Source organism: Alteromonas sp. M12 (assembly GCF_037478005.1).
GTDB classification, from domain to species: Bacteria; Pseudomonadota; Gammaproteobacteria; order Enterobacterales; family Alteromonadaceae; genus Aliiglaciecola; species Aliiglaciecola lipolytica_A.
Genome location: NZ_CP144164.1, coordinates 3,351,499 through 3,370,037 on the forward strand (window position 1 = coordinate 3,351,499; position 18,539 = coordinate 3,370,037).

Genomic DNA, 18,539 nt, shown 5'->3' on the forward strand with positions numbered 1-18,539 from the left:
TAAAATGGATTAAAATCTCAATCATGGCCATTAAAATCCTTATTTGTGCCTCAACGTTCCCTCGGTTCAAAGAAGATGGGATGGTTGATTTTGTATGGCAACAAGCACGCTATTTAAAAAAGCATTATTCGCATTTTGAAGTTCATGTATTAGTGCCTCATGCGCCTGAATCTTTAAAGCATGAAGTATGGGAAGGTGTGCATATACATAGATATACGTATTTTAAACCTGAGTCAGCGCAGAGCGTAGTCTATCCTGCAATTTGGCCAAATATAAAAGAGAACCCATTTCGCCTTTTACAGGTCCCTTTTTTACTATTGTCATGTTATTTAGCCACAAAAAGATTAGTTAAAACCTATAATTTTGATTTGATTTACTCCCATTGGTTTACTCCTCAAGGTTTGATGTGCAACAAGGTAGCTCGAGACAACAACATTCCCCATACTCTCACGTCCCATGCAGCAGACATTATTATACTTAAAAAAATCCCTTGGTTAGGTCCATTCCTAGTTAAACGTATAATCCCGCAATTCAAAGCCATTTCTTTCGCTGGTAGTCGTGGTAGAGATCAAGCTTTGGCTTTTTTTAACGATGAACAACAAACCGCGATCGCAGACAATAGTCAAGTTCTACCGATGGGCGTTGATTTACAACTTCCGGAACAACAAATTCCAAAGCCGGAGACTACAATTGGTGAAAGTTTAAAATTACTTTTTGTTGGCCGATTAGCTGAAAAAAAAGGGATTACATTCTTATTAAATGCCATGGCCCATGTAAAGGCCAAAGGTCTGTCGGTGCACTTAGACTTATTAGGTGATGGACCACTGTTCGATACCATACAAAAACAAGTGAAAGCACTTAACTTAGATAACGATGTTAACTTTCAAGGTTTCGTAAACGGTCAAGAAAAGTTTCGGTTTATTCAAAATACTGATTTATTTGTTTTACCTTCAATCGTGACTGCTGACGGAGATGCAGAAGGGCTTCCCGTGAGCTTGTTAGAAGCCATGTCCGCCGGTGCGTTATGCTGTGCATCTGATGAGTCAGGAGCTCCAGATATTATTGATGATGGGGAAACAGCACTGTTATTCAAAGCCAAAAGTAGTGATGCTCTCGCCGCTATTTTTCAACAAGTTGCTAAGATGCCTGAAGTTCAACGGCAACAAATCGCCAAGCAAGCAAAGGCGGCTGGGGAGTCATTCTTATGGGATAACATGATCCATCAACATGCCGAATTTTTGATTTTGCCTTTTATTAATGGAGGCACTGGTGTCAAGTAATCCGAATGACACTCCCCTAGTTTCGGTGGTAATGGCCTGTTATCGGGAGCCTGTCGAATGGTTAGGTCTCGCAATTGACTCAATTTTACAACAAACGTTTATCAACATTGAATTGATAGTCGTCATTGACGACCCTAGCAACATTAAAATTTGTGATTTTTTAGCACAAAAACAGACAAATGACTCTCGATTAAAAGTACTCAAAAATCAAAAAAACATAGGCTTACCAGCCTCATTGAATAAAGCTGTAGAGCAGTCAAAATCGCAGATCATTGCTCGCATGGATGCAGATGACATATCATTACGTGAACGACTGCAAATGCAATTTGAATATATGCAAGCCAATCCTGATGTGAGTCTTATTGGCTCAGCAATTGAGAACATTGATGAATGCGGGACGTCTCTAGGTATTAGCCACTTTCAGTCCTCATCAGAGGTTATACAAAAAATTATTCCCTATTGTTCAGTAGCTTGCCACCCAACTTGGATGTTTAAAAAATCGATGTTTGATTCAATAGGCGGTTATCGCATGTTGCAGGGTGCGGAAGATTATGATTTTTTATATCGCATTTTAGATGCAGGTGGCAAAATCACTAACTTGCAACAGCCCCTACTGCAATACCGATTACATGGCGCTAGCATAACCAGTGGTATGAATCTAAAACGCTATAAAGTTAGGCATTATATAAAGGCATTGCATCAACAAAGAGTTACTCTTGGTAAAGATAACTACTCTACCGATGGGCTCGAACTATTGTTATCGCAACAACAAGATTCTCCCTTAGTCGCCAGTTTAATAACCAAGCTGCGAAAAGCTGAAGCAAGACATTCGATTACTAGAATTCCATATTTGTTAGCGCTATTTTTCTGTTCCGTGGACGTTAGAGAGCGCATCTTGGATCATTTAAAAATACGTATGATTATAAGTACAACAAGAACATGAGCAGTATATCTAAATCACAAAACCAAAGTATTCAAAAGTCGAAACGACTGTGTTTTGTTAGCAGCACATTATCAAATGGTGGAGCAGAAAGAGCACTGAGTAACTTGTTATGTAATATGGATTTAACTCATTTAGAGGTCACAGTTTTACTCCTAAATGGTGTCGTTACCTACCCTGTACCATCATCAGTTAAAATAGTTGATTTGCGCAAACGATCACCTTTTCATATTCCATTGTGTTTTATTTTATTGATGTACCATTTGCTCAAACTTAAGCCTAAAATAGTGATCAGTGTTTGGTCTTTTCCGAGTTTACTAACCGGTCTGGCGATGTTTTTTACAAGAAGTAAAAGCATTTGGATCCCAAGAATAGCGAATAATCCAGCTGATGAAGAGTTTGGGTGGAAAAAATGGGTCTTCAATTGGTTGTACAAAAAAGCGGATCGCTTTATTGTTTTATGCAATGAGTTACGTGATAATTTTGTTGATCACTACCCCTTTTCATCGGGCAAAACAAATTTGATCCGCAACGGTTTTAATCTTCGTGAATTGAACGAAAAAGCCAGCCAACTATCTCCCGACATAAGCATACCAAATGAACCTTTCATGATTTCAGTTGGTTCATTGACAGATCAGAAAAGGCATGACGTACTTTTAAAAGCGTATGCACAATTGCCAGAAAGTGACCAAATACCTTTGTTGATTTTAGGTGGAGGTCCCTTACACGACAATTTAACAGCATTGGCCAATGAACTAGGTATTAATAATAAAGTTCATTTTAAAGGGTTTGTTACCAACCCTTACCCCTATGTAAAACATGCAAAACTTTTTGTTTTGGCCAGTGATTTTGAAGGATTATGTAACGCAGCAATTGAAGCCCAATGTTTAGGGACACCTGCCGTAATAACAAGTTGCCCAACAGGAAATAGAGAAATTGTAGTAGAAGGACAGACCGGATTCTTGGTGCCTATTGGCGATCCACAAAAAATGGCACAATCCATATCAAAAGCATTAAATCAAAAAACCATTTCGAGTCAAATGAGAATAGACTCAGAACGTTTAGTAAGTGAAAAATATAAAATTCAACGATCGGTAGCGGATATGCATTCGTTAATTGAGGAAATCTGTTAATGCGAGAACGAAAAACTTCATATCCTAATTTATTTATTGTCGGAGCCCCAAAGTCTGGTACTACTGCTATGGCCCGACACTTAGTTGCCCACCCAGAAATATACACACCATTACAAAAAGAATTTACTTATTTTGGTAAAGACCTAGTTCGTTATGCCGAATTAATTACAGAGAAAGCTTATTTAAAATGGTTTGAAGCTTGGAATAATGAAAAATATGCCCTTGATGCGTCACCCACTTATTTATATTCACAATCTGCCCCTTTTGAATTTTTGGAAAAATCTCCGAATGCCAAAGTTATCATCATGTTGAGAAACCCCATAGAGGTAGCTTACTCTATGTACTTTGAAGCTCTATTTGGCAATAGGGAATACGCAAAAACCTTTGAAGAAGCTTGGGAGTTAGAGAGTAAAAGATTACAAGGACAGTGTATTCCAACCAACGCACGACTGGAATATACCACCCGTTATCAAAGCTTAGGTCTGTATAGTCGTCACATAAGGCACTATCAAAACATCTTTGGTGTAGAAAATGTGCATATTATTTTATTCGACGATTTCAAAGACAGTAACCAAGTTTGCTATGAGAAATTGTTGGATTTTTTAGGTTTGTCCTATATATATCCTGAATCATTCAAAGTTCATAATCCCAGCAAAATAGCACGATCACCGAAACTCACTCATTTTGTCACTACGCCTCCAAAATGGTTGGGGACAATCGGCAGCTTTATTTTACCTAAAACTACTAGATGGAAAATCAGAGATTTTATTAAAAATAAGAATATGAAAATAGTTGATAAACCTAAGATAGCACCAGCCACAAAAGCGATGTTACAAGCACACTATGCTGAAGAAATTGTTGAACTTGAAAACTTACTAGGCCGGAGCCTATCTCAATGGAAATAATCACTCCATCAGCCACAAAAATTTTATTTGATCTTGCTGCCACTCACCCTGGAGCTTTAGGTTCAATGCATGGTGGCGGTGTTTATGCGGAAGTGGTTTTCGAAAAATTAGTATCACTAGTCGAAAAAAATACTTTAGATGTTTTTTATTTTGCACATAAAAAAGTAGCTCCTAATATTCTTGCTTTATGTCAAAAATATGGCATTGTTGAGCATAAAATCAACACACGAAGCGATATTCAAGCATTAGTAGATACAGGTAAATACCATACTCTTTATTCAGCCCTACCTTATGAAAATTTCGCCAATACAGATACTAAAAACATTCGATTTTTATACACTGTTCATGGATTACGCGAATTAGAAGTTCCTTATTCATTGCAGCAGTGGCGCTATAGCCTGCACTGGAAACGAATCGTCGAATGGTTGTTTGCAATGTGCTTCACTCGATTATATCTAAAGCGCACAAAAAATCGTTTCAGACAATTATTACAAAAGCCGAATAGTCAGATTATAACCATCTCGGAACACAGTAAATACTCCATATTACAAAAATTTGGTGACATAGTAAGCGCTGACGATTTGACAAAGCTCTATTCTCCATTGCTTGATGGTGACGTAAAAAAGCAACCTCTAGCGACCTCAAAAAATGATTTTAAGTATTTTTTACTTATCAATGGCAACAGATGGATAAAAAACTCTTACCGAGCACTGAAAGCCTTGCAAAATTTTTACTCATCGAATCCAGAATGCGATGTCAAAACTCTAGTATTAGGTCTAGACAAACCGCCAGTAGAATTTGCAGACGACGATCACTTTATATTTAAGGGGTATATCTCTAGAGATGAATTGGAATCGGCTTTCGCTAAAGCCTACGCATTTATTTACCCTTCCCTAAATGAAGGGTTCGGCTACCCTCCTTTGGAGGCAATGAAACACGGTACGCCAGTCCTTGCATCTGCGGTATCAGCTATTCCCGAAGTCTGTGGTGACGCAGTTTTATACTTTAATCCTTATGATGAATCAGAGATTGCTATCCGCATAGCTGAAATATATTTTGACAATAACAAGCGCACTGATTTAATTGCAAAGGGTCATAAAAGATTTGAAGAAATAACCACTAGTCAAACTGATATGCTATTAACACTATGCCATATGATTATGCAAAAATCTGAGTAATAATTATGAACGTTGAATACGAAAGTATGAAAAATTAGTAGAATCAACGTTTTAACAAAGAACTGACCTTTGACTTAAAGAGTATTCTTTCTTGTTTCTGAAGTGCAACGTACCAAAGAGCCCACATAACTACCCCTCCCCCAATCAATGAACTTATATTTTCATTATCAAAAATGCTATTTAACCATTCTGTTACAGTAAATAATGTCGCTATCAATATAGGGATAGCGATGGCATCTCTAAAAGTAACAATTCGCTCTGCTAAGAGGAATAAAACTCCAATTGAAGCACTAAACGAAAAACTCATGAATAAACTGACTGGAGCACCTTGAAAGCCAAAATGTTGTATACAATAAGGCATACTCAAAACCAACATTAGTGCACCAGAGATATTACAAACCAGAACTCGAACATTGTGACCTAAAGAAACCTGAACACTATTCAAAAGATTGACGATGATTGCAGGAATAAGCATCAACATAATAAAAGCAAAATTCTCACTCGCTAGTATAAATTTATCAGAGAAAACGAATACAATAAGCTGTTGTCCAATTAATGAGGCGCCAATATATGCGAAAAGACCAAATACACTAGCCACATAAAGCGCAATTCGACTATACAGTTTGAGATTATTTTTATTATTTTCCGCTGATCGGCTCAGTGCAGGTAACGCAGCATTTGAAACTGACGAAAAAATTGTGAGTAACACAATAAATAATTGCATCAGTAAACTGAAATTCCCCAAATGCTCTGTAGTTGTAAATAAATTTTTTGCTTGCACCACAGGGCCATGAAAAAGAAATTGCCCAGCGGCCACTGCAATAGCCAATGGGAATAGTTTTATAACTGTTGTTATCATTTTCCGTGGTACAAAAACTAATGTGACTTTTTTCAAGTTGCGATTAACTAAGTATATACTCACTAAACCTTGAATGACTTGACCAACTGCATGAACACCAGCGATTAACAAGATATTTTCAGTTAGAGCTGCAATAAGAATACTAACCAAGATTTCAGCTGGCTTAAAAATACGTTCAATTTTGAAAATTAAGTAAGTCGCTTCAAATGCTTGGAACATTTGATTTGACCACAACACCATTCCCTTTCCAATTAACGCCACAGAAAAAATAACGAGCAAAGTAGCAATAAATTGACTCTCAGCATAGATGACACCCAAGATCATAGATAAAATTGCAACAATACAAACTGCAGCGATACGAATAGATGCCACCAAATCAACTATGGATTTTACATTCTTTTTATTTTTACCTACCTCTCTAGAAAGCATTGCTCCCAAGCCAAGACCAGTAAGCGGCAAAAACATCAGATACCACGATTGTCCGTAGCTAAATACCCCGTATAACTCTGCACCCAGCATTCGCGCTAAAATCAGCATGTAAACAAAACGTAAGCCTTGTGATGTCAATAATGCAAAGTACAAGTACTTTGCATTAGAAAGAATTTTTATTGCGCCTTGAGATCCCACAAACATCCTAGTTTTATTTTTATTAGTGAAATTTAATAACTATGCAAATAAAGCATGGTATTCTGGTAGAGTGTAAAGGGTAAAAAACATAAATTCATCATGTTTATGTTTGAACTAGAATACAATATTAAACAGCCTTGGAAAAAGACACGATTCATTATGAGGGAAGCAATATTTTTAACGCTAGCTAATAACTTGCCTAGGTTTGAAATTTTTGACAAAGTAAGAATAATTTTGTTGAACCTCGCTGGTATGTCAATAGCAAAACGAGCAGTAATATGGGGGCCAGTGACCGTAAGACCAATAGGTTCTGTTAAACATATTATAATTGGTGAAAACTCATTTCTGAATACCGAAACACGTTTTGGTGTTCCCAATGAAAAAGTCACAATAGGGAATTTTGTCCAAATAGGTCCCAGAGTCAGTTTTGAAACAGTTTCCCATGGCTTGCTTCCAAGGCCGAATAAGCTCAGGACGAGTCACTCCTTACCGATTAAAGTTTGTGATTATGTTTGGATAGGAGCTGGCGCTATAATCACTCAAGGAGTAACAATTGGTGAAGGAGCTATCGTTGCAGCCGGTTCAGTTGTAACAAAAGACGTTGCGCCATTCTCCGTCGTTGGGGGTATACCAGCCAAATTAGTAAAGAAAATAGAACAATAAAATGTTTCGCCTGTTCAAAGGATTGAATTAATGTCAACCCCCTCTAAATATCAACCTCATATAGATGGACTAAGAGCAATAGCTGTCATGAGTGTGTTGCTTTTTCATTTGGATATCGAAACATTTTCTGGCGGTTTTGTCGGTGTAGACATTTTTTTTGTAATAAGCGGGTTTCTTATTACTAGAATCATTGTAACTGAATTAGAAAAAACAGGCCAATTTAGCTTTAAAAATTTCTATACACGAAGAATACGGCGACTACTACCTGCATTTCTCGTAATGTTATTTGTTACATTTTTTCTTGCTTCCGTATTATTTTCACCAGACTTATTTAAAAGCTTTGGAGCTTCAGTCGTTGCATCTTTGCTAAGTGTATCAAATATTCTTTTTTGGCTTGAAGCAGACTACTTTGACGTTTCGTCACATCTAAAACCATTACTACATACTTGGAGTTTGAGTATTGAAGAGCAGTTTTACATGTTTTGGCCAATTACTTTGCTGCTGCTATTTAAATGGGGACTAAAAAAATGGATACCTTTTTTAATTTCGATACTCTTTATTCTCAGCTTAGCCTTGAACCAAATATTTTATGATGGACAAGTATACTTCCTAACACAACTATTTCCATCAACTGAAACTCTTATCCAAGACGGCAGAACTACAATTTTCTATTTGCTACCCTTTAGAGTATTTGAGTTCACTTGCGGTGCTATATTAGTATTTTTACCATCATTTGAAAGAGTAAATAAAATAATAGCTAATGCCCTCTCATTATTAGGTTTAGTATTAATTGGTTACCCAATTTTCAGTTTCGATGCACAAACGGTATTCCCTTCACTCAACGCACTGTATCCTTGTATTGGCACAGCTCTTTTAATTATTGCAGGTGCGAATAGCCGAATAGCCGTTTTATTGGAAAACAGCTGGGTAACTTGGTTTGGACTTATTAGTTATTCGCTTTATTTGGTTCATTGGCCATTAATTGTATTCTTTAAATATTTCAAGATTAATTTACCACTCACCCAAGGCGATCAATTTGCCATTACTATAACTAGTATTCTCTTAGCCTATGCCAGTTATCGCTGGGTAGAAACACCTTTCAGGCATACAACATATACACCAGCGGTTGCTAGAAAACCTATGGCGGTATTGGGTAGTGTGGCCATAATTGTGGCATTTAGTTTGAGTGCATACTTGCAAAGTGGTTGGTCTTGGCGAGTTAACTCTCAACAAAATTTAAACTTCACCATAAGCGGAGAAGGATTCCATTTAGAAAATTATGGCGGAAAAGGGTTCCCTAGGAGCGGCCCTTTGACTGAAGACTTTAATCCAGAAATACTTTTGATAGGTGATAGCCATGGCAGGCATTTTTTATTTGGCCTAAACAAACAAATTTATTCGAAACATGGTATTAATATTTTAGTAAACGCTGGCACCAGTTGTTTACATTTACCAGGATTCACTAAACTAAATGCGGATCAAAACTATGATATCAGTTGTCCAAAAGCATACCAAAGAATAAAGCATTTTTTAGAAACTAACACTGATATCAAACTTGTGATTATTGGTCAAAGATGGGCTGATCAATTTTCAAGAGCAGGCTTAATTGATAGTGGTGGTCAAAAAGTTAAAGATAAGGTAGATAAAAATGATTTATTTCAGGGGCTAGTAGGTTTAAAGAGTTTATTAAAAGACATTCCTCTTCTAGTAATTGGCCAGCTTCCAGAAACAAACAATACTAACCTGCACGACTTTATGACTAGACCGTTTCTAGACGAACTTTATGAAAAACAGAAAATTAAGTTAAGAAATAGCGCTTTACCTAAATACCACGAGGCGGTTAATTCTATGCTGTTAGAGTTTACTGAAATGAACAAAAATGTGTACTTTCTAAACCCAAGTGATGTTCTTTGTAACAATGGTCTATGTGCTAATTACAATGCAAAAAATGAGTTAATCTACTCTGATACTCATCATCTTAGTAAAGCTGGCTCCTTCTTAGTTATTTCTAAATTTGAGGCTGAGATACTAAAAATTATGAAAGGCAACTCGGATCGTACTTTTGGATCCTCAAACTCTGAATCGAACTGATTAAGGTGCCCAACAGTGACCAATAAACTGTCGTTAACGCAAAAAATATTGCTTACAATCATAAGTTTCTTATTAATATGGACAATCCCTAGTGTATGGTTGCAATACCCAGATTCAGGTTATTATCTCGGTACTGCTACAACCATGCTCGACACTTTTCGCTATTGGTTTAACTTTCAGCCTAATCTCCAATATTATCCGGGCACCTCCATTGTCATAAGTGTTCCATTGTTTTTAGCCGGTGAAAACTTTTGGGTACTCCAAGGGTTTATGGGCGTTATTTCACTTTTAGGAATTTGGGGAGTAGCTCGTTATTTCTCAGTTGCTAAGTATGGTGTCGTTGGTTTCTTTGCGCCATTTTTTGTGATCTGTAGTGGTATTGTGATGATTCACTTTTATGCCTTAATTTCAGACACATTATTTTTATCCATCACCATAGCGGCTTTGCTCTGTTGGCGTCATTATGATCAAAGTGGACACAAAGGTTTTTTACTAGCATGCTGTGCTTTAGTGGCGTTTTCGTCGTTAGTTCGCCTTCAAGGATTGTTTTTTTGCGGTGCCTTAGGCTTAGCGTTACTCATCCATGCGTATCAGTATAATAAAGACACATTAACGCTATCAGTGTTCAAAATGCTGGTAATAGGAGGTGCTGTTTGTTTACCTTTTGTATTATGGACATTACGCAACTATTTGGCTCATACACCAGATACATTTAATATGGCCAATGGCTACTTTTTTGGTTTAAAAGGACTAAGCATCTACGCAAAAGGATTACCTGGCAATGCCTCGTCAGAAGTCGTTGAAGCCGCCTGGCAGTTCCCCTTGTATCGAACGAGTATGTTTGTTGGGGGTTTATTTGAATCTTGGTACGGTGGTGTGAGCGCTCTGAATAGGCATATCATTACAGTCACCATGTTACTACTAATAGGCGTTGGTGTTAGACCTTGGGCCAAACGAGCTAATAAACTTGAACTTCTATACGTTGGGTTTTCATTAGTCTTTATTAGTAAAGATATATTATTGAATAAAAATTTACACATTGTGTATCGATATTGGATTCCAATGCTGCCATTCATAGTGATTATGCTTGGTTTTGGTATACATAAATGCGTGAACTTTTCTTGGTTGGGGAAATTAAAACGACCAGCACAAGTTGGAGCCCTATTCGTTGTCACATCATTACTAATTTTCGCGTCTCCCAATTTATTTAAACATGTCCAGCAAACACAAAAAATACAAAATGAGAATCTAGCAATAAACGAACTTGGAGCCTTTGCAGAACAACAAATTCCCACTAATGCCGTTGTTGCTACTGTCGACTGGGGTGTGTTACCCCACACTCTTCAACGCCGATCCATTCCGCTGCTCAATGACCCAGACCATCGACAAAGTATTGAACGGATGTTGAAATATAAAACTGAATATTTGGTGACTTATGGAAAATTCGCGCGCATGAGCGACCCAGCACTAGCAATGACCGATGAATACCCGAAAGCGTTTACAGGTTTATTTAGTGTTTTAGATAATAAGCCCAATACCCAAATAAAGGTGTTCAAAGTGAATCTAATAGAATTAGAAAAAGCATTCCATGAGAGTGACTAATTTAATTGATTCCCAACTACCAAACTTTAGGAAATTCGAGACTTCACTAAACGTGCGTGAAATTTAAACGGTGATGTATCCCAAGGTGTGAAGCGTTTAAGCCTTAGCAGGTCGTCACCATGGCTGGAAGTGCCCCAGTCAGTTACTACAGCAGTTTCATAACCCGCCTGTTTAACAAGAGCAACGGTTTCATCGGTTAAGTCTTTGCCATATGAACCATTAGGGTAGGCAAAGTGTTTTACAGGTTTGCCTGTCCAATCTTCCAATTGCTTTTTGCATTGGTTAATTTCTTCAAACTGTTGTTCTCTAGAAAGTACTTTAAGAATAGGATGGTTAACCGTATGCCCGCCAATTTCAACACCGCATTGTGCTAGTTGTTTGACTTGCGACGCATTCATCATTCGCGGTTCAGGATCTGACAAATTATTATCATCATATAACTTTTGTACACCAGCTAAACGCGCTTCAATGGGCATATATTTAAGCCGCATCAATTGGGCTTCTGCTAGTTTATTACGGTTCGCCCAATCACCTAAGGCTACCATTTCATCTTCGATTAGTAAGCTCTCCAATGCAACGTCCTTGAATAAATCCAATACCCTGTCATTCCACATATCAGCGCCCTCAGTAAAGGCCGTGGCTACATAGACAGTCGCAGGAATTTTGTACTTCGCCAGAATTGGTTGGGCAACGGTTAGATTATTCAAATAACCGTCATCGAAAGTGACACATATGGCACGCTTAGGCAGTGTATTGTTTTGTATGTGTTTTGCAGCTTCTGAAAGACTAATAGGTGAAAAATGTTGGTTAATCAGCTTCATATGCCAATTAAAAACATCGGCAGTGACTTCATAGGGGCGCATTGGATCAAATTCTTCTAATACCTGATGGTAAATTAAAATACTGAGCTTGTTACCACCAATTATTTTGTTTATCGCCCCTAAAATACTATGCACGAAAATCCTCGGCTTCTTTTTGCAACCACAACTCTAACACCACCATGATCCAAATAAGCTCGCCGTAATAGCCAGCGTGAACACTGCCATGAGACTCTAGGGCCTTTTCAACTAAACTTTGCTTAACGATATTACGCTTTTTAAAGCTGTTTAATGCTTGTATCGTTAAATCTTTTAATGTTTGGTTTTCATTCATCCAAACACCAAATGGCAGGCCAAAACCATGTTTGCTTTTATTGAGGGTCTCATCAGGTAAGAATCCTTTGCAGGTTTTCTTATAAAAATCGCGTAAGGTTTTACCAGGTAATTTAACATCGGCAGGAATGGTGCAACTGAAATCAACAATATTTTTATCGATTAAAGGATAACGTACCTCAACACCGGCCAACTCGCACATTTTATTCACTTTAACCAAATCATTGTCGGCCAATGTGAACTTCCAATCCAGATATAACATGCCATCTACAGGATGCTCGCTTTTACAATCCTTAAAACGACTTTTCAGCTGTTCAGCTGGCTGATTAACATCTACTTGCTCAAGTATTGCCGCAGTAAAAATAGCGTCATTCCCTAGCTGATTAACAAAATTATGAGTTTGCAGTCGACCAGGCAAAGCAACTTTAGCTTGGGCAATATAGCTAGCTACTTTTTTGAACAATGGAAGTTTACGTGTGAGTTGGTTATTCAGCAGAAAATCTAAACCATTCGCCAACCATTTTGGTAACTTCGTATAATGCTCAAATACTTTTTGTTTTGCATAGCGCTCATTACCGGCAAAAAACTCATCGCCACCATCACCTGCAAGCAACACGTCTATGCCCTTGTTTTTAGCGAATGATGCACAAAAATAAGCAGCCATTGCTGAAGAATTACCAAATGGTTCATCAAAAAATTGTGCCACTTTAACAAATTCTTTAGCGGCTTCTTCTGGTTTTAAATACAAGACTTCATGATTTGTATCGAAATGCTTAGCAGTGATGAGTGCATATTCTGTTTCGTCATAACCCGGCACTTTAAAGCCAATTGAAAAGGTCTTCGCTTTTTCAGGTGTGTCCTTTTTGCCTTGAATTTTAGCCAGCATACCTGCCACAGTTGAGCTGTCTAATCCGCCACTTAAAAAAGCACCAACATTATCGCTTGAATGAGATTCTACGGCGGTTTCAATAGTACTTAAGCATGTTTTTAACGCAGCTTCAGGATCATCAAGTTGTGTGGCGAATTCAGGGCAATAAAGTAACTCACTATTTACAATACCGTCAGAGCCAAAATATATAGCTTTACCCGGTTCAATTTTAAATACGTTTTCATAAACTGTAGTAGGTGCAGGGATACAGTGGAAATAAATATAATTGTATAAAGCTTGTTTGTTTATTTGTAATGAGACGTTTTCAAGCGCTTTAATGGCTTTTAACGAATCACTAATATAAAGTTTGTTGCCCAACTTAAAATAAAAGCATGGTTTAGTGGCTAGGTGGTCTGTTAACACAATAGCTGGTTGGTCTTTTTCATAGATAACCATCCAAAACTGACCTGATAACTGTTGATAAAAAGCGGATAGCGAAGCGCTTGCTAAATACGCCTCTAAAACAGATTTGGAGTCTGCTTTAAGACCATTTAACAAAACATAACCATGAAAGATGATGTTGCCTTCTGGTGAAGTATAAGCACTTGTCTGCTTGTGATGATGAACGAACAACTCAAATTCACTGCCATCGGCTATTTGATACCAATCCGCTAATTGCACGCTGATTTATCCTTTAAAAAATTACGAAACAAAGTTAGTTATACCCAAAAGCTTTATTAAACACTAGGCTTTCCAGTGTATTTTCAGGTCGACCTCGAACCACAAAAAGCAACACAATAGTGGCTAAATAGCTAACCCCACCGAGGGCAACTTTGGCTAGCAACACTATAAACAAAGGCCAATCAAGCACAGGGAATAACTGCAAGACAACAAACATCACGAAAGCTCCTGTCAATGCTGGCCACCAGCTGTATAAAATACGTTTTAAAGTTATTTCTAATTCACGACTGATACTTACTAATACCATTGGTAACGCTACCAGAGCACTAAAGAACAACATTTTAGGCAAGTCAGAAACTTGTCCATAAGAAAGCGTCAATACAATAGTGGTAATTAAAATGATATTCCGAGCCCACATCAATCGATTGGAAACGACTTCTTTTTCCATCATGACCAAAAACTGCTCACTAAAAAACATCATTATACCGCCAATCATCGCATATAAGCTAAACCACTGTAGCAGTGGAATTGCGGCAAGCCATTTATCGCCTAAAAATACCGGCACAAACTCTTGTGCAACCATTGATAATCCAATACCAACAGGTAGAAAAACATAAACAGCAGCAGCAAATGTGACTAATAATATGTCTTTGAAGTTAGCGCTTTCTCTAAGTACCGATAAATTAGGTATTAGGCCGCGGATCACTGGCATCAGCAATTCTTTTGTGAATAAACCGGCTAGATTAACTGCAATATGATAAAAACCTAAAAATTGCGCAGAGGCAACTCTTCCAACAATAGCAACATCAGCCTGATTATTAATATATCTAGCAATGCTCAATGGTACGGTAGCCTTAGAGTATTTGAGCATGTCCCGCCAGTTATACAAACTAAATTTCGGTCGAAATGGATGTAAAAAATAACTTAAACCGCAGCCAAACACTGAAGATATCAATTGACCAAACACTAGCGCCCAAAAGCTCTGCAAATACCACGCAAAGCCTATTGTAGCGGTAAGATAACTTAATCGAGTCCATATGGTTAACACAAAATCGACTTTAAAGTTCATTTCCTTTTGGGCGATTATAATTCCAAAATTATTTAATCCTTGAATAATCCGAACAAGCGCTAAGCAATAAATAACCTCAGTAAGTACAGGTTGATTATAAAAATCAGATATAAATGGGGCAAGTATCACTAGAGGAATTGCAATGACAAAAGCCTGGATAATCCCAACGGTCCATGCGGCGTTGAAAACACGAGTATCATGTTCTTTATATCTTAATATATAAAGATTCAACCCAGCCTGAGTCATTGACTCTAGCAAGGCAACGACAATGGTCGCCATTGCAATAATACCAAAATCAGCAGGTGCCAAAAGTCTGGCGAGTACAAATGTGCTCACCATTCCAATCAGTTTAGAACCCCATTTAGATAAAATAGACCAGATAATACTAAAAAGCGTATTGGTCTTAACTGTCTCAGTCATAATTGAAAGGCAAAATCCCGTAGATAGCGTCGATTAGACCATCAGGCGATGAATAAACTTTTTCGACTTTCCGTGTGCGTATATTTAATGCGACCACTAATGAATTGTTACCAGAGGAATATTTAAAATTTCCTTTTGACAGAAACTTAATTTTTGATTTCAGATTTGTTTTGCGTAATTTTGAATAGCCGACATAAAAAATATCGCCTTCAACATGTAAACCTCGGCACCAGCCCATAGGTCGATTTAATGCCCCACCAAAGGGATCATAAGTCTCGATGACTTTCTTTTCGATTGGATCACAAAAAACCAGGTTTCCATCTACACGGGTAAATATCAACTTGTTGTCATACCAAATACCATCATGGACACTAACATCGCCCCCTAAACTGATATCAATCACATCATCAGGATTAGACAAGTTCACAGCATCTTCTTGGGTACAGCGCGTAGCCCATAAATCATCTCCAATTTTGAATACAAAATTAGGATGGCTATCATGTGGACGAGTAGAATGAACTAATCGATAATCAACCGCTTTATCAAATCTATGCCAAGGGTTTTTCCCTTGTGTATTTAAAATTGATTTAATTTCTCCACTCTCAATATCCATAACAACAACGTTATCTAGACCTGTAGACGTAACAACAAGATCGCCGTTTAAAACGTGGGCTGAATGAATATTATGAAAGCACGGGTGAGAAAAAATAGACAATAGCTTTAAATCAGGCAAGCTATAACAGTGAACTTCTGTGTCTGTTGGCAACCATAATTTATCGCCATCGATACACCCCGCAGTAAATTGTAAATTAGGATGTTCATCTGGATAATTATCGCCGCCTTCCGTTTTTGTGAGTATTTGAGAAAACTTTCCAGACTCTAGATCCAATAATACTAAACTGGCCTTTCCATAATATTTACCTTCCCCCAACTCAAAACCATTTGAACGTAAACAGCCTCCTGACAACATCAGTTTCTTAGACACCCTCAACTCCTAGTTATTTTGTGCTTTTTCTAACTCAGCGATCTTCATTTTTAAACCCGGTAAAGGATAGCCCAATTTGTAGGCTGCTTCGGCATACTTTTTAGCATTGGCAAGATCGTTTACTTCAGCATATGCAAGCCCAACGTTATATTTTGCCTCTGCAGATCCTGGTGAAAGTTTGTCAGCCTCCAAGAATTTTTCTAAGGCTTTCTGATGCTCACCTCGGCGATAATAATAAATTCCCCAGGTTAAATAGGTAGAGGCTTGTCCTGGATAAATTTTAGCGGCTCGTTCAAAAAAGCATCCAGCGTCATATTTAGGTTCATCTGTATTTAAACTAGCTTTGAAAGAGCGGGAATTTTCCCACTGATATTCATAGCGAGCATAAGCATCTAGAGCAACAGGATGGTTAGGTATTGACCCCAGCACAAATAATAAATCACCAGGTTGTTTACTGGTGCTACCTTCTATTAATCGTCGCACCTTTTTAGTAAAGTGGGCTGATTCTACTAAGTATAATAACCCCCCTCGGTATGTTCCGGTACTTTGTCGCGTTTCTGCCGCATAATAGTCAAATGGCTTACCACGCCTCCACCCCATTTTCATACAATCAGATTTAGCAAAGGCTTCAGCAATTGGCCCAAAAGCCAACAAAGCAAAAAGCACTGACTGTATCAGTGTCGTTTTCGTTATTTTAATTTTAGCCATATTTAAGTTCTTATATCTGTTTAATAGGTTGTTTTACTGTCGACCGATTTTCGGTCACTTTCTTGGCATTCACTATATGAATTGAAATTGCGCAAACCACACCAACTATCGTATAAAATAAATCAAAATAAGCCAAACTCACATTACCACCAGTAATACAATATCCAACGAGTGTCAGCGTCAGCGCCTTACTTAAATTAACTAGCCATACTTCATTATTTTGTTCTGCCCATTTTTTATTTTTAAAATTCATCCTTAGTGTACCCAAGAGTATCATCAAAAAGATAAACAAACCGCCAAACCCATGATCACCCAGCACCTGCATGTAAATATTATGAGCTGCCTTTGCACCCAGTTTAGGCGGAATTGGCGGTGTTTCTATTGGCCCAAAATTAGGTGTCATTGGCGCATAGTAACGCCATAACGGAGTATCTTTAACCGCATGAAAACCACCTCCAGTGAAAGGGTTATCCAAAGCAATTAAAGTAGAAATTTTCCAAGCCCATAATCTACCAATAAACGAGCCATCTTCACTCGCAGCAGTTGACACCGTATTTTGCCTTTCTTTCCATTCTCCTGGAGCAAAAGCAAAAAAGACTGGGATGATGATTGCGGCTATTACCCCATACAAAAATTTGCGCTTTGAAGTCCACCAAAACGCTGCACCAAGAATCACCAAACCAATAAATCCGCCACGAGAATACGTACCAATAATAGCCAATATATTGAGTAATAAGATGATCTTTAAGCCACGTTTTACTACAAAATTTTCAGTCACTGAGATCAGATAAATAACCAGTGGTATACACATATTTATCGCTACTGCTAAATCATTCCGATCGTGAATAATTCCTGCCTTACCCACAATTCGGTGGCTACCACCAGATAACATGAATTTAACAGCCTCCATTGCTGCAAAGGAGGATATCGCCAATACAATAGCCCAAACCATTGTATTTATGTGCAGTCGCTTATAGATAGTTAAGGTGATAAAAAAGTAAAGTAGGATTACTTTAATAAATTGATTCCAATAATCCCATACGAAATAAGAATAGGATGTCTGATTCGTCGCAGTGGAAAGCAGTGTCCACAGGGCAAATAGTAACACCCAAAAAGTTAAGCCATTGAATTTCCATTGTTTATACTTTTGAACGATGATATACGAAAGCGCAGTGATAACCACTATGGTTAGATTCAAACGAAAATGACTGGAAAAACCAAACGCCCATTTTGCCGGTGCGGTAAGTGCAATCCACACCCATGCAGCCGTGCCAATATAGGGACGTTTAAAACTGTAATAAATGGCAACAAATAGGAAACCAACAAGGAGCAGATCACGCATCAGTCATCATCCTGCATACTCGACCACCAAAACATAT

General features: G+C 37.8%; 15 protein-coding genes. 8 read left to right on the forward strand and 7 right to left on the reverse strand.

Features of this window, described 5'->3' with window-relative positions; all coding sequences use genetic code 11:
- The first annotated feature begins 80 nt into the window (after positions 1–80).
- Genes VUI23_RS14485 through VUI23_RS14505 form a run of 5 tightly spaced genes read left to right on the forward strand, consistent with a single transcriptional unit; the run spans position 81 to position 5,436 of the window.
- The gene (locus VUI23_RS14485) at positions 81–1,280 is read left to right on the forward strand and encodes a glycosyltransferase (RefSeq protein WP_342804787.1); all 1,200 of its coding nucleotides are present in this window, start codon (positions 81–83) and stop codon (positions 1,278–1,280) included.
- The gene (locus VUI23_RS14490; RefSeq protein WP_342804788.1) at positions 1,270–2,223 is read left to right on the forward strand and encodes a glycosyltransferase; all 954 of its coding nucleotides are present in this window, start codon (positions 1,270–1,272) and stop codon (positions 2,221–2,223) included. Before VUI23_RS14485 ends, VUI23_RS14490 begins: the two co-directional genes overlap by 11 nt.
- Positions 2,220–3,353, forward strand: coding sequence for a glycosyltransferase (locus VUI23_RS14495; protein ID WP_342804789.1), 1,134 nt, complete (start codon positions 2,220–2,222; stop codon positions 3,351–3,353). The genes VUI23_RS14490 and VUI23_RS14495 overlap by 4 nt, the downstream gene beginning before the upstream one ends.
- The gene (locus VUI23_RS14500) at positions 3,353–4,258 is read left to right on the forward strand and encodes a sulfotransferase (protein ID WP_342804790.1); all 906 of its coding nucleotides are present in this window, start codon (positions 3,353–3,355) and stop codon (positions 4,256–4,258) included. The genes VUI23_RS14495 and VUI23_RS14500 overlap by 1 nt, the downstream gene beginning before the upstream one ends.
- Complete coding sequence (locus tag VUI23_RS14505) at positions 4,249–5,436, forward strand: glycosyltransferase (protein WP_342804791.1); 1,188 nt, start codon at positions 4,249–4,251, stop codon at positions 5,434–5,436. Before VUI23_RS14500 ends, VUI23_RS14505 begins: the two co-directional genes overlap by 10 nt.
- A 43-nt stretch (positions 5,437–5,479) precedes the next feature.
- Here VUI23_RS14505 and VUI23_RS14510 read toward each other — a convergent pair whose 3' ends face one another.
- A complete protein-coding gene (locus VUI23_RS14510; protein ID WP_342804792.1) occupies positions 5,480–6,922 on the reverse strand; it encodes an oligosaccharide flippase family protein in 1,443 nt (480 codons plus the stop codon).
- A gap of 99 nt (positions 6,923–7,021) precedes the next feature.
- Between VUI23_RS14510 and VUI23_RS14515 the strand changes: the two genes are divergently transcribed.
- The 3 genes from VUI23_RS14515 to VUI23_RS14525 are packed head-to-tail and all read left to right on the forward strand — an operon-like array spanning position 7,022 to position 11,278.
- A complete protein-coding gene (locus VUI23_RS14515; RefSeq protein WP_342804793.1) occupies positions 7,022–7,585 on the forward strand; it encodes an acyltransferase in 564 nt (187 codons plus the stop codon).
- A gap of 30 nt (positions 7,586–7,615) precedes the next feature.
- The gene (locus VUI23_RS14520; RefSeq protein WP_342804794.1) at positions 7,616–9,676 is read left to right on the forward strand and encodes an acyltransferase family protein; all 2,061 of its coding nucleotides are present in this window, start codon (positions 7,616–7,618) and stop codon (positions 9,674–9,676) included.
- Between the two features lie 15 nt (positions 9,677–9,691).
- Complete coding sequence (locus VUI23_RS14525) at positions 9,692–11,278, forward strand: hypothetical protein (protein ID WP_342804795.1); 1,587 nt, start codon at positions 9,692–9,694, stop codon at positions 11,276–11,278.
- 26 nt (positions 11,279–11,304) lie between these two features.
- Here the strand turns inward: VUI23_RS14525 and VUI23_RS14530 are convergent, their stop codons facing one another.
- Genes VUI23_RS14530 through VUI23_RS14555 form a run of 6 tightly spaced genes read right to left on the reverse strand, consistent with a single transcriptional unit; the run spans position 11,305 to position 18,502 of the window.
- Positions 11,305–12,234 (reverse strand): polysaccharide deacetylase family protein, encoded by a 930-nt coding sequence (locus VUI23_RS14530; RefSeq protein WP_342804796.1) that lies wholly within the window; start codon positions 12,232–12,234, stop codon positions 11,305–11,307.
- On the reverse strand, positions 12,227–13,978 hold the full coding sequence (locus VUI23_RS14535) for an asparagine synthase-related protein (RefSeq protein WP_342804797.1): 1,752 nt from the start codon (positions 13,976–13,978) through the stop codon (positions 12,227–12,229). The genes VUI23_RS14530 and VUI23_RS14535 overlap by 8 nt, the downstream gene beginning before the upstream one ends.
- Before the next feature lie 34 nt (positions 13,979–14,012).
- Entirely contained in the window at positions 14,013–15,467 is a 1,455-nt protein-coding gene (locus VUI23_RS14540) for an oligosaccharide flippase family protein (RefSeq protein WP_342804798.1), read from the reverse strand.
- Positions 15,460–16,452: a hypothetical protein gene (locus VUI23_RS14545; protein WP_342804799.1), complete on the reverse strand. Its 993-nt coding sequence runs from the start codon at positions 16,450–16,452 to the stop codon at positions 15,460–15,462. The genes VUI23_RS14540 and VUI23_RS14545 overlap by 8 nt, the downstream gene beginning before the upstream one ends.
- 9 nt (positions 16,453–16,461) lie before the next feature.
- A complete protein-coding gene (locus VUI23_RS14550) occupies positions 16,462–17,160 on the reverse strand; it encodes a hypothetical protein (RefSeq protein WP_216048106.1) in 699 nt (232 codons plus the stop codon).
- A 10-nt stretch (positions 17,161–17,170) separates the two neighbouring features.
- Positions 17,171–18,502 (reverse strand): putative O-glycosylation ligase, exosortase A system-associated, encoded by a 1,332-nt coding sequence (locus VUI23_RS14555; RefSeq protein ID WP_216048105.1) that lies wholly within the window; start codon positions 18,500–18,502, stop codon positions 17,171–17,173.
- Positions 18,503–18,539: the final 37 nt, after the last annotated feature.